Source organism: Actinospineispora eucalypti (genome assembly GCF_039543365.1).
Classification (GTDB): Bacteria; Actinomycetota; Actinomycetes; order Mycobacteriales; family Pseudonocardiaceae; genus Pseudonocardia; species Pseudonocardia eucalypti.
On sequence record NZ_BAABJP010000066.1, the window covers coordinates 1 to 13,619 of the forward strand.

General features: G+C 72.6%; 6 protein-coding genes. All 6 read left to right on the top strand.

Annotated elements, in window-relative coordinates:
• The first annotated feature begins 317 nt into the window (after positions 1–317).
• Complete coding sequence (gene ssb, locus ABEB12_RS39920) at positions 318–851, top strand: single-stranded DNA-binding protein (RefSeq protein WP_345703559.1); 534 nt, start codon at positions 318–320, stop codon at positions 849–851.
• Positions 852–1,008: 157 nt separating this feature from the next.
• A complete protein-coding gene (gene ettA, locus ABEB12_RS39925) occupies positions 1,009–2,685 on the top strand; it encodes an energy-dependent translational throttle protein EttA (RefSeq protein WP_185064188.1) in 1,677 nt (558 codons plus the stop codon).
• 143 nt (positions 2,686–2,828) lie between these two features.
• Positions 2,829–7,436: a hypothetical protein gene (locus ABEB12_RS39930; protein ID WP_185064189.1), complete on the top strand. Its 4,608-nt coding sequence runs from the start codon at positions 2,829–2,831 to the stop codon at positions 7,434–7,436.
• An 85-nt stretch (positions 7,437–7,521) separates the two neighbouring features.
• The gene (locus ABEB12_RS39935) at positions 7,522–12,408 is read left to right on the top strand and encodes an NAD-glutamate dehydrogenase domain-containing protein (RefSeq protein ID WP_185064190.1); all 4,887 of its coding nucleotides are present in this window, start codon (positions 7,522–7,524) and stop codon (positions 12,406–12,408) included.
• Between the two features lie 70 nt (positions 12,409–12,478).
• Entirely contained in the window at positions 12,479–12,961 is a 483-nt protein-coding gene (locus tag ABEB12_RS39940) for a thioesterase family protein (RefSeq protein WP_185064191.1), read from the top strand.
• Entirely contained in the window at positions 12,958–13,584 is a 627-nt protein-coding gene (locus ABEB12_RS39945) for a hypothetical protein (protein WP_185064192.1), read from the top strand. Before ABEB12_RS39940 ends, ABEB12_RS39945 begins: the two co-directional genes overlap by 4 nt.
• The last annotated feature ends 35 nt before the right edge of the window (positions 13,585–13,619 follow it).

The following is a 13,619-nucleotide window of genomic DNA, read 5'->3' on the forward strand; positions in this document are numbered from 1 at the left end:
CCGATGGTACTGCACTCGCCAGGGTGTGGGAGAGTAGGTCACCGCCGGCATACAAACCCAATAAGCGGGCCGAGAGTCTCTGAGAAGAGGTTCTCGGCCCGTTTTTTTGTGCGCGCTTCCCTGGCCGCGGCATTATCCACGCGAGTCCGACAGAAGTGCTCGCTGCCCGGCTAATCGGCGAGGGTTGTCCACATTGACTCCGGGTATCCACAGATCGTTCCCATCGGGTCGATCTCTTCTCGTCGTTCGTCAACCCTGGTGCTTGCCGCCGGATGAGCCGGTAGAGGCACGCGACACGACATGGGATGGGGACGGCGATGAATGAGACTCTGGTCACCCTGGTGGGCAACGTCATCAGCGAGGTCAGCCGGCGGCGGGTCACCGAAGGCGAGGGACCGGTGTACTTCCGGATGGCGTCCAACGAGCGCCGTTTCGACCGGGAGTCGGGGAATTGGGTCGACGGGGACCGCTTCTTCGTCACGGTCACCTGCTGGCGAAGGCTGGCGGACGGCGTGCAGCTCTCCCTGGAGAAGGGTGACCCGGTGATCGTGAAGGGACGGCTGTACACCTCCAGCTTCGAGGCGGAGGGCAAGCCGCGCTCGGTTACCTCGCTGGAGGCCTACGCGGTCGGCCCGGATCTCAGCCGGTGTTCGGCCCGGCCGAACCGCCCGCGCCGTGAGGCCCTGGAGGACGTGGCGGCCGAGGACGTGGCGCTCGCGGGGATTCCCGAGCAGCGTTCGGCGACCGGGCAGTCGGAGGGGTCGTGCTCCCCCGAGGCCGAGGGGCTCACGGACCCGCAAGCCGCCACTGCCGAGCGTGAGCTGAAGGTGGTGACCACGGCGGCCAACTAGCGCGGAACGCGCTTGCCGAGCGTGCGCCCAGTTCGGCGCACGCGGGTGACACCGCGCGGACCGCGCTTGCCGAGCGGTCGCGCGGGTCGGCGCGCACGGGAGATACGAGTGCCGGCCGAGGCACGGTGCCCGGACACGCGCAACTACGATCGAGGGTGTGGCTGAGTTCATCTACACCATGCGAAAAGTCCGGAAGGCACACGGCGACAAGGTCATCCTCGATGACGTGACGCTGTCGTTCCTGCCCGGGGCGAAGATCGGGGTTGTCGGCCCGAACGGTGCCGGAAAGTCGACCGTGCTGAAGATCATGGCCGGCCTGGAGCACGCCAACAACGGCGATGCCTTCCTCTCCCCGGGCGCGAGCGTGGGCATCCTGCAACAAGAGCCACCGTTGACCGAGGACAAGACGGTGCTCGGCAACGTCGAAGAGGGCGTCGGCCCCATCATGGAGAAGCTCAAGCGGTACAACGAGGTCGCCGAGAAGATGGCCACCGACTACTCGGATGAGCTGATGGAGGAGATGGGCCAGCTCCAGGAGGAGCTGGACCACGCCGACGCGTGGGACCTGGACTCCCAGCTGGACCAGGCGATGGACGCGCTGCGCTGTCCGCCACCGGACGCCGACGTGCGCCAGCTGTCCGGTGGTGAGCGCCGCCGGGTGGCGCTGTGCAAGCTGCTGCTCAGCAAGCCGGACCTGTTGCTGCTGGACGAGCCGACCAACCACCTGGACGCGGAGAGCGTGCTCTGGCTGGAGCAGTTCCTGGCCGACTACGCCGGCGCCGTGCTGGCCGTGACGCACGACCGGTACTTCCTGGACAACGTGGCCGGTTGGATCCTCGAGCTGGACCGGGGCCGGGCCTTCCCGTACGAGGGCAACTACTCCACCTACCTGGAGAAGAAGGCCGAGCGGCTCGCGGTCCAGGGCAAGAAGGATGTGAAGCTGCAGAAGCGCCTGGTCGAGGAGCTGGCCTGGGTGCGGTCCAACCCGAAGGCGCGGCAGGCGAAGAGCCGCTCCCGGCTGCAGCGTTACGAGGAGATGGCGGCCGAGGCTGAGAAGACCCGCAAGCTGGACTTCGAGGAGATCCAGATCCCGCCGGGTCCCCGCCTGGGCAACGTGGTTGTCGAGGTCGACCATCTCGACAAGGGGTTCGACGACCGGTTGCTGATCAAGGACCTGTCGTTCTCCCTGCCGCGCAACGGCATCGTCGGGGTGATCGGGCCTAATGGGGTGGGCAAGACGACCCTGTTCAAGACGATCGTGGGTCTGGAGTCGGCCGATTCCGGGACGGTGCGGGTCGGTGAGACGGTGAAGCTCTCCTACGTGGACCAGAACCGGGCCGGCATTGACCCGAAGAAGACCGTGTGGCAGGTGGTCTCCGACGAGCTGGACTACATCCACGTCGGCCAGGTGGAGATGCCGTCGCGGGCCTACGTGGCGGCGTTCGGCTTCAAGGGGCCGGACCAGCAGAAGCCGGCCGGCGTGCTGTCCGGGGGCGAGCGCAACCGGCTCAACCTGGCGCTCACCCTGAAGCAGGGCGGCAACCTGATCCTGCTGGACGAGCCGACCAACGACCTGGACGTGGAGACGCTCTCGTCGCTGGAGAACGCGCTGGAGCAGTTCCCCGGCTGCGCGGTGGTGATCTCCCACGACCGGTGGTTCCTCGACCGGGTGGTCACGCACATCCTCGCCTGGGAGGGCGCCGACGAGAACCCGGCCTCGTGGTTCTGGTTCGAGGGCAACTTCGAGGCGTACGAGAAGAACAAGATCGAACGGCTGGGGGCGGAGGCAGCAAGGCCGCACCGGGTGACACACCGTAAGCTGACGCGCGACTGACCGTTGTGAAACCACCCCGCATGCGGTCGTGCGGGGAAGGTCACTCGTCACCACCACGTGGTCATCGAGAAGCACCGGGAGGGGCCGTGCAGCCGACGGAGTTAGGTTCCTCCGCCGCGCGCGCGCTTGCCACGGCCCCAGCGGTGCTTGAGCTGGCGGAGTCCTCCCGTTGGCGTGCGCCGGAAACCACCGCCGCACTGGCCGAGCAGGCGGTGCAGCTTGCCCGCTCGAGCGGTGATCATGCCACGGCGATGCGCGCGGAAGGCTGGTTGGCACACGGTCTGGTGGCAATTGGCCGCGGAGTGGCCGCCGTTCCGCGCGCCGTGCAGGCGTTGGCCGAGGCGGAGCGGGCGGGTCCCGCGGACGCGGTGGACCGGCTGCGGGTCGAGCTGAGCCTGGTCGCGGCCAGTCTCAGCGACGCCGATCTGTCGCGCACGCTGCTGAACCCGGTGCTCGACCGGGCGGATCTGCCCGAGGTACTCCGCGCGGATGCGCATCTGGCCGCCGCGCAGCGCCCGGGCGTGTCGGAGAACGACCCGATCGACGCGGCGGTGCACGCGCTGCGCCGCATAGGCGGTGAGTACAGCGAGCTCGGGCTCGCCGCCGTCGACATAGTGCTGGCCAGGCAGCTGCGCACCCGGAGGCGTTGCGAAGAGGCCGCGCGGCGGGCGAAGGAGGGTCTGCGCCGGGTACTCGGCGAGGGGCCGGGCGGAGCGCTCGACCCCGTTTCACCGCACTTGGCCGCGCTGCTGAGCCTGGAGCTCACCCTGGCCATGCTCGACGGCGGCCATCCCGAGACGGTCCGGGACGCGGCCCAGGCGGTGATGAGCTGGGGCGCCCGGCCGGGCTCGGTGGTGGCGGTCGCCTGGTTGCGGCTCTCCCTGGCCAGGCGGGTGTACCTGCCGGCCGGTGATCTCGACTCGGCGGCCGTGGCGTCGGAGTGGGTTGCCGAGGTGATCGAGCCTTACGACCAGCCGGAGGTCGAGGTCGAGTGCCACATGCTGCTCGCCGAGATACGTGAGCGGCGCGGCAACCTGGCCGACGCGCTGGCCGCCACCCGGCGGGCGCACTCGGCGGAGCGGCGGCACGCCGCCCGGGTCGAGCAGGCGTTGGTGCTGCTCACCCGCGCGGCCAGTGGTGGCGCTCCGGACGCACCGGGTCGTCCGCCTCCGGGCATCGACACCCGCGAGCCGGGCCGGGCCCGCGGGCCGGTCGGCTCCGCGGCGCCCAACCGGTGGATCTCCTCGGGGACGCACGGCGTCCCGCCGGCGCCGCAACGCCCCGAGCGACCAGGCGATATCGGGCCGGTCAAGAACGGCCCGTCCGGGGCGTGGCCGAGGCCTACGGGTGCGCCGGCCCTCGGCGAGCGCCCGTCGGCGGGAGCCGCCGGTCGGTTCGACTCGTCACCTGCTGGACCCCCGCTTCGCGGAGCGGAGCCACCTCGGCGGCCCGACCCGTTGTTCGGCCCGCCGCCCCGGTCCGCCTCGGGGTCGCGCGGCGGACCCGGCGAACCCTCCGTGGACGCCGTGCTGCGGCTCACGCCCGGCGAGCTGGCGGCCGAGCTGGTGAACCTGTCCACGCCCTCGGGGCAGCCGCCACATCTGGTGTTGATCGATCTCACCCGGCCTGGCGGCCGGTGGGACCCGGCCGTCGCGGGCGCGTTGCTGACGCACATCACCGAGCAGGCCCGGGGCCGGCTGCCGTGGGGTGGCCGGGTGTACCGGCTGGGCGATGACGCGGTCGCGGTCGGTCTGCCGGAGTCTGATCCGGGTGCGGTGGCCGGATGGGTGCGCTCGGTCTCGGACGACCTCGACCGTCGGTGGGCGGAACTGTCCCTCGGCATGCCGGGCATCACCTTCCACGTCGGCGTGCGACGGCTCGGTGGCGGCCTGAGCGTCGAAGAGCACCTGCGTGACCTCGGGCAGAGCGCACTGGCCGGTCACCGGCCCGCGCCGTTCACGCCGCCCGCCGGGCCGGCCCGGACCGGTGGGACAGGCGGCGAGCGATCCGGTCGGGACCGGCCCAGGAACGAGCCGGCCCCCCGCCGGGCCGGTCCGCCGGCCGGCGGGGTCAACCGTGAACGGGCACAGAACCCGTGGGCGTGGTCCCCGGCTCCTCCGGAGACCGGCTCGAGGGAGAACCGGCAGCCGGTTGGCCCGGCGGTGAACCCCTCGGGCGCGGGCCTCGCCCGACCTGATTGGAGCGAACCTGGACCGGCTCGCCGGACACCGGGCGCGGGTCCCGCCACCCCGCTGGGTCACCCCGGCGCGTTCGACCGGGCCAAGGCGCCGGAGCCGGACGGCTCCGCCCGAGACCACCAACTGACCGATCGCGAACGGGACCTCGCCGAACGCGAACGCAAGCTGCGGGAGAAGGAACGCGAGCTCGCCGCTCGGGAGCTGGCACAGAAGGAAGCCGCCCTCCCCTCCGCCGAACCGGAGTCGCGGCTCCCGCCGGATCGGAACGCCGCCCGGACATCACTGAACGACCGAACCACGGCCTCACCGAGCCAGCCCTGGGTACCAAAGCAGACTGGCTTCCGAGGAGCGCAGGACGCCGGATACGCCGCCGCGCGGAACACCGGGCCTCGGAACACGGAGCGCACCGAGCTCCTGGCGGCGCGGGACGCCCAACCCCCGGCGCGCGACCCCGGGCACCGCGCGCACCAGGAGGCCGAGCCTCGCGCGTCCCGGCACTCCGAGCCCCGGGTGACGCGCGACCCCGAGCCCCGGTTGCCGCGGCATGCCGAGCCGGGCGGGCAGCGGGATGACGAGTCCCGGTTGTCGCCGGTGGGCGGGCTTCGCGGTCGGCGGGATGACGTGCCCCGGGTGTCGCGGCACGCGGAGCCGGGCGGGCAGCGGGATGACGAGTCCCGGTTGTCGCGGGAGGGCGGGCTTCGCGGGGAGCGGGACGACGACTCCCGGCCGACGCGGGGTGCCGGGTCCTGGGCGTCGTTGGACGCTGGGCGGACGGCCTCGGGGGCGGCCGGGTCGGCGTCGGTCGAGCCGGAGGTTGAGGACCGGCCCGGGCGGCGGCGCAAGCCGGAGATCGACCGGGACGAGATGGCCGATGACCCGCTGTTCGGCCGGAGGCCACCGGCTTCATCCGGGGACGACGAAGATCTCCTCGGGGACCGGGACGGTCGTCGTCCGTGGTCCGACGCGGACGAGCCGGGTCTGCCCCCGTGGTCGGCCGCGGCCTCGGATGCGCGGGTCTCGGATGCGCGGGGCGTGGAGCCGATCGGCGAAGGCGGCCGGCGGCGGCGTCCGGACGACGAGGAGCCGAGTGCCGGTGGCCGGCGCCGGAAGCCGGACGAGGACGAGTCGGCGCCGTTGCTCCGTGGGCTGTTGTCGGGTGAGGGCGGTCGGCGGCGGCGCCCCGATGACGACGAGTTCGGCTCGGGCGCGGGGGGCGGCCGGCCGGTGAACGGGTCCGCTGTCGGCGGCCGGCGTCGGAGTCCGGAAACCGATGAGGCCGGTGGCTCGGCATCGGACGAACCTGGCGTCGGCGGTCGGCGCCGGAAGCCGGACGAGGACGAGTCGGCGCCGTTGCTCCGTGGGCTGCTGTCGGGCGAGGGCGGTCGGCGAGGGCGCCCCGACGGCGAAGAAGCGGGCGCGGTCGGGGCCTGGTCACTGAACGGGGCCGAGAGCGGCCGCCGTCGGCGTCCCGAGGCGGACGATGTGGACCATGCGGACGAGAACCGCGCGCCGGCGGAGTTCCGGTCGGGCGACGCCTTGACCGGTAGCGGCCGCCGCCGTAAGGAGACCGAAGAGGACCGCCCGGAGGACGTGCGGCCGGAGGGTGGCCGTCGGCGTCGGGAGGCCGAAGAAGAGGGACCCGGTGACGTGCGGCCGGGGGGTGGCCGTCGGCGTCGGGAGGATGCCGACGAGCGGCATGCCGGCGCGGTCGAGGACGGGTCGGTGAACGGCCGGCGGCATCGCGATCGCCGGGACGGCGACGACAACTCGTTCGGTACTTCGGCGAGCGGCCAGTGGCGTCGTGTGGATGACGGGCATTCGGCGGGTGGCCGGTGGCGACGTGAGGGCACGGATGACCGGGATTCCGGCGCGTCGGTGAACGGCGTAGCGGGCGGGCGGCGGCGTCGGAGGGATGCCGACGAACACATCCTCGACGCGGCCAGGTTCATCCATGAGGAACACATCCGGCGTGGTCGGCCGGAGGGGGCCGAACCGAACGGCGCGGAGGCGCCGAACGGCTCGCCGGTCAACGGCCGGCCGCGCAACGGCGCGACCACGCACGGCCGGCACACCAACGGGGTGAGTGCATTCCCCTGGAGCAGCGCGCCCACCGGACCCGAGGGGGGCGTCGAGGCAACCGCCCAGGTCGGCGACTCCGGCGACACAGACTCCGACTCCGACGTCGGCGACGGTGACGGGCCGAGGCCGAGGCCGTTCCCGGATCGGGTCCTGGAGAGCACCACCGCGCAGGTGCCGGCGGAGGGCGTTCAGGCGCAGCCGGAAGCCACCGCCGAGGACTCGGCGCTGGATCGGACCGTGGGGGTGGACCCGGCGCCGCCCGGCCAACCGGCGGACCACGCCGACCGTGTGGGCCGAGCGGATGGTGCGGATGAGACGGACCGGTCGGCGGATCAGGAGGAGCCGTCCGGCGATCCGTCCTCGGCGTCCACCCAGCCGACGCACCAGGTGCCCGAGCAGAGTTCCCGGCCGGTGTCCGAGCTGAGCTTCGCTGAGCTGCTCGCCGGCGCGCTCGCCGCCTATCGCGAGGCCTGAAACGAAGTAACGGGTCGTCCGGCGCGCGTTGGCTAGGCTTGCCTGCGACGGCTACGTCCACGGTCGCGCCGGAGGGGAAACGCTGATGGGCACGGACACCCAGTCACGCCAAGGGGACGTCCAGCACAACGATGGAGGGCTCGCCGGTGACGACCCGGTGACCGCCGACGCGCGCCGGGTTCTGGCCCAGGCGCGCGACGCCGATCCGAGCATCGCCGAGCTCACCGAGCTGTACTTCCGGCACACCCCGCCGGAGGATCTGGCCGCCGCCGAACCTCGGCAGGTGGTCGCGGCGGTGCGGGCGCACCGCGAGCTGGCCACCCAGCGCAGCCACGGCCGGCCGGTGCTGCGGGTGCGCGACGGCGCCGAACAGCTCGGGCGGGCGTGCACGGTCGTGGAGATCGTCACGGACGACATGCCCTTCCTGGTGGAGTCCGTGGTGGCGGCCGTCGGCCGGTCCGGGGCCTTCGTGCAGCGGGTGATGCACCCGATCGTCGCGGTGCGCCGGTCGTTGTCCGGGGAGCTGAGCGACGTCCTGCCGGACGCCAACCCGAACGACCCGCCGTCGGGCACCCAGCTCGAGTCCTGGATGCACCTGGAGACCGACCCGCTCGCCGAGGACGCTCGCAACGAACTGGCCGACGAGCTGGCCAAGGTGCTCGGCGACGTGCGGGAGGTGGTCGAGGACAGCGAGCGCATGATCCACACCGCGCTCGACCTGGCCGCGCGGCTGCGCGACCAGCCGCCGCCGCTGGACCGCACCGAGGTCGAGGAGGGCGCCCGGCTGCTCGGCTGGCTGGTCGACGACCACTTCACCTTCCTCGGCTACCGCCGCTACGACCTGGACACCAGCGCCGGGGAACCCAAGCTGACCGCCGTGCTCGCGTCCGGGCTGGGCGTGCTGCGCGGGGACAACCTGTCCGCCCGGTCCTTCGTGCCCGGCTCGGACGCCAACGAGCGGGCCACCTCGCGCGAGCTGTTGCTGATCAGCCAGGCCAGCTCGCCCAGCCGGGTTTCCCGCCCGGGCTACCCGGACTACCTGAGCGTGAAGACCTTCGACGCGGACGGCAACGTCACCGGGGAGCACCGGTTCATCGGGCTGCTCACGGTGAACGCGCTGTACGAGAGCGTGCTGGACATCCCGGTGGTGGCCCGCCGGGTGCGCGACGCCATCCACCGCGCCGGCTACCCGTTGGAGTCCTACTCCGGCCAGCGCATGCTGGAGGTGATCTCCGGCTACCCGCGGGAGGAGCTGTTCCGCGCCTCGGCGGACGAGCTGCACGAGACCGCCGTCGGCGTGCTCGACCTGGCCGAGCGGCGCCGGCTGCGGGTGTTCGTCCGGCGTGACCCCTACCGGCGCTTCTTCTCCTGCCTGGTCTACGTGCCCCGGGACCGGTACACCACCTCGGCCCGGCTGGCCATGCAGGAGACGCTGCGCCGCGAGCTGGGCGGCACCTCGGTGAACTACACCGCCCGGGTGAGCGAGTCCAGCGTGGCCCAGCTGCACGTCACCGTGCACACCGATCCGGCCGCCGCCATCGAGCCGGACCTGGAGCGGCTGCAGGCGCTGCTCTCCGAATGCGTGCAGACCTGGGACGACCGGGTGCTCGCGCTGGTCGAGGGCCAGCCGGGCACCGCCGACGCGGTCGCCCGCTACCTGCCCCTGATCCCGGCCGCCTACAAGGAGGACTTCGACACCTCCCAGGCGGTCGCCGACCTGGCCAAGCTGGAGGGGCTGGTCGACGAGCCGGACATGGTGCTCTACCAGCCGGACGGCGCCGGCCGGCGGGACCGCCGGTTCAAGCTGTTCCTGGCCGGCGACGAGGTCGCGCTCAGCGAGATGCTGCCGGTGCTGCAGCAGATGGGCGTGCAGGTCATCGAGGAGCGCCCGTACCGGATCACCCGCCCGGACGGCCGGCGCTGCTGGATCTACGACTTCGGCCTCCGGCTGGACGAGGCGGTGGCCACCGCCATCGAGGAACGCGGGGACGTGCCCGGTGACCGGGCCAAGTTCTGCGCCACGTTCGCCGCCGCGTGGCGTGGGGACACCGAGGTGGACCGGTTCAACGGCCTGGTGCTGCGCGCCGGCCTGGACTGGCGGGAGGCCGGGCTGCTGCGGGCCTACGCCCGCTACCTGCGCCAGATCGGCACCCCGTACGGCCAGCTGTACCTGGCCGACACGCTGATCGCCCACGCCCCGGTGGCCACCGCGCTGGTCCGGCTGTTCGAGGCGCGGTTCGACCCGGCGCTGAACGAGCCGGACAGCACGGAGCGCAAGGAGCTGATCGAGCGCCGGCAGGCCGAGGTCACCGAGATGATCAACCAGGTGGCCGGGCTGGACGCCGACCGCATCCTGCGCGGATACCTGAACCTGATCAGCGCCACGCTGCGTACCAACTACTTCGCCCGCCGGCCGTACTTCGCCATCAAGCTGGACCCGGGGCAGGTCCGCGAGCTGCCCGCGCCCAAGCCCCGGTTCGAGATCTTCGTGTACTCGCCGAGGGTGGAGGGTGTGCACCTGCGGTTCGGCCCGGTGGCCCGGGGCGGGCTGCGCTGGTCGGACCGGCCGGCGGACTTCCGCACCGAGATCCTCGGCCTGGTCAAGGCCCAGGCGGTGAAGAACGCGGTGATCGTGCCGGTGGGCGCCAAGGGCGGCTTCGTGGTGAAGCAGCCGCCCGAGCCGACCGGTGACCCGGCCGCCGACCGCGAGGCCAACCTGGCCGAGGGCATCGCCTGCTACCGGATGTTCATCACCGGCCTGCTCGACCTGACCGACAACCTGGTCGGCGGCGAGAACGTGCCCCCGGAGGGCGTGGTCCGCCACGACGGCGACGACAGCTACCTGGTGGTGGCCGCCGACAAGGGCACCGCGACCTTCTCCGACATAGCCAACGCCCTGGCCGTGGAGCGCGGCTTCTGGATGGGTGACGCGTTCGCCTCGGGCGGCAGCGCCGGCTACGACCACAAGGCCATGGGCATCACCGCCAAGGGCGCGTGGGAGAGCGTGAAGCGGCACTTCCGGGAGCTGGGCACGGACACCCAGAGCCAGGAGTTCACCGTGGTCGGCATCGGCGACATGTCGGGTGACGTGTTCGGGAACGGGATGCTGCTGTCCGAGCACATCCGGCTGGTCGCCGCGTTCGACCACCGGCACGTCTTCGTCGACCCGAACCCGGACGCGGCCAGCTCCTACGCCGAGCGCCGGCGGCTGTTCGGGCTGCCCCGGTCCTCCTGGGAGGACTACGACGGCTCGCTGATCAGCGAGGGCGGCGGGGTGTGGTCGCGCACCACCAAGGCGATCCCGGTGACCGAGCCGATGCGCGCCGCGCTGGGCCTCGGCCCCGAGGTCCGCACGGTGACCCCGCCGGAGCTGATCAAGTCGATCCTGCTGGCCCCGGCGGACCTGTTGTGGAACGGCGGCGTCGGCACCTACGTGAAGGCGGCGACCGAGGCGAACAGCGAGGTCGGCGACAAGGCCAACGACGCGGTCCGGGTGAACGGCGGCGAACTGCGGGTGAAGGTGGTCGGGGAGGGCGGCAACCTGGGGCTCACCCAGCTCGGCCGGATCGAGTTCGCCCGCGCCGGCGGCAAGGTGAACACCGACGCGCTGGACAACTCGGCCGGCGTGGACTGCAGCGACCACGAGGTCAACATCAAGATCCCGCTGGCCCAGGTGGTGGCGGCCGGCGAGTTGGACGAGCCGTCCCGCATCGCGCTGTTGGAGGAGATGACCGAGGACGTCTCCCGGCTGGTCCTCGCGGACAACTTCAGCCAGAACGCGATGCTCGGGGTGGCCCGGGCGCACGCCAGCGGCATGATCAGCGTGCAGGAGCGCCTGGTGGTCGACCTGGAGTCCCGCACCGGGCTGGACCGCGGCCTGGACGTGCTGCCGGACAACGAGGGGTTCGCCACGCTGATCAAGGCCGGCCAGGGCCTTTCCTCGCCGGAGCTGGCCACCCTGCTCGCGCACGTCAAGCTGGACCTGAAGGCGCGCATCCTGGAGTCCGACCTGCCGGACGCGGCGGTGTTCGCCGACCGGCTGCGCAACTACTTCCCGGCGCCGCTGCGCGAGCGCTACCCGGACGCGGTGGACGCGCACCCGCTGCGCCGGGAGATCATCACCACCCAGCTGGTCAACCAGGTGGTGGACGGCGGCGGTACCACGTTCGCGTTCCGGCTGGCCGAGGAGCTGGAGGTGCAGGCGTCCGACGTGGTGCGGGCCTACGCGATCACCACGGCGGTGTTCGAGCTGCCCGAGCTGTGGGCGGAGATCGAGCGCCTGGACGCCAGCGGCGCGCTGGACACCAAGCGGGCCGACAAGCTGGTGCTGGAGAGCCGGCGGGTGCTGGACCGGGCCTGTCGGTGGTTCCTCACCAACCGGCCGCAGCCGCTGCCGGTCGGGGCGGAGATATCCCGGTTCTCGCCGACCGTGACCGCGCTGCGCGCCCGGGTGCCCCAGCTGCTGGTGGGCCGGGAGGCGCAGGATCACGCCGAGCGGGTCGGCGAGCTGATGAAGAGCGGCGTGCCCAACGCGCTGGCCGAGCGGATGGCCGCGCTGCTCAACGTGTACTCGCTGCTGGACATCGTGGAGGTCACCGAGCTGTCCGAGCGGGGCAACGACGAGAGCGACCCGGCGGCGGTGGCGGCGCTCTACTTCGCGCTGTCCGACCACCTGGGCATCGACCTCGCGCTGACCTCGGTGAGCAGCCTGGAACGCGGGAACCGGTGGCACGCGCTGGCCCGGCTGGCCCTGCGGGACGACCTGTACGGCTCGCTGCGGGCGATCACCCTGGACGCCTTGCGGGAGAGCGCGCCGTCGGACAGCGTGGAGAAGAAGATCGCCCAGTGGGAACGGCTGAACGCCTCCAAGCTGAGCCGGGCGCGCGCCGCGCTGGGCGCGGTCGGCAAGGCGCAGCTGGACCTGGCCACGCTCTCCGTGGTCTCCCGCCAGCTGCGGGGGCTGTCCCGGTGAGCGGCGCTCACGCGGCGGCTCGGAGGGCGGGCCGGAGGTCCGTCCGAGGAGCCGGGCCGGCGGTGTCAGAGTGAGCCGGTTCCACGTGGAGATCCCGTTGCGCTGGGCCGACCTGGACGTGTACCGGCACGTCAACCACGCGCGCACGGTCACCCTGCTCGAGGAGGCCCGGGTGGAGCTGGTGTTCCACCGGGCGCGCCGCGACGGGGCGGGAGCGTGGTCCGAGGGCCTGCTGGTGGCCAGCCTGCGCGTGGACTACAAGCACCAGATCGCCTACCGGGGCCAGTCCGTACGGGTGAGCATGTGGACGCACAGCGTGCGCGCGGCCTCGTTCGTGATCGACTACGAGCTGCACACCGGGCCGGCCGAGGAGGACCCGGTGGCGGTCACCGCGAGCACGCAGATGGTGCCGTACGACCTGGTGGCCGGCCGGCCCCGCCGGCTCACCGAGGCGGAACGGGCCTTCCTCGAGCAGTTCGCCGAGGAGCCGGCGGCCGAACTGGGCGCCCGACCCAGCGGGCCGGCTCCGCCGGCCCGGACGCGCGCCGGATGACCCTGACCGTCGCCGGCCGGGCGCGCGACGAGCTGGCCGAGTTCGTCGCCCGGGTGGTCCAGCTGGACCCGCTGGTGAACGTGCTGGTACGGGCCGAGGGGGAGCGGGTCGCGGTATGGGCGCGCACCCCGTTCGAGGTGTTCGCGTGGCACGCGGCGCCCGGCTCGATGCGCGGTCCCGGGGTGACGGTGGCGGCGCGGGAGTTGCTGGCCGGGCTCGCCGTGGGCCGATCGGACGAGGTGGAGCCCGGCCTGCCCGCGCTCGGGGACTGGCCTGCCGCTCTGCCCGTCGAGTGGACGCCGGCGGGCCGGGTTGTCACTTCGGAGCTGGACGGACTCGTGGCCCGTGGCTTGGCGGACGCCAAGGAGCACGGTGATCACCCGCCGCCCGAGCTGTTGGACCGGCCCGTACTCGCCGTCGAGCCCGATCCGGAGGCGACCGGCGAGGCTTCGACGGGGCGCGGCGGATTGGTGCGGGTGCCGATGCGGTGCTTGTTCGCGCTGTCCGGGTTGGGGATCGTGGGCGACGCGGAGCTGTCGGTGGCCGACGGGTGGGCGCGGCTGGCCACGTCCGACGGTGCCGTGGTGTTCCGGCGACGCGCCTTGCTCCCGCTCGCCCTCTGAACGGGCCGCGTTCCATGATCATCAAGACATGGCGG

Bases quoted from the DNA above. Each gene is read 5' to 3' on its own strand.
- ssb (WP_345703559.1), top strand. From the start codon at position 318: ATGAATGAGACTCTGGTCACCCTGGTGGGCAACGTCATCAGCGAGGTC.
- ABEB12_RS39935 (WP_185064190.1), top strand. From the start codon at position 7,522: ATGGGCACGGACACCCAGTCACGCCAAGGGGACGTCCAGCACAACGAT.
- ABEB12_RS39945 (WP_185064192.1), top strand. From the start codon at position 12,958: ATGACCCTGACCGTCGCCGGCCGGGCGCGCGACGAGCTGGCCGAGTTC.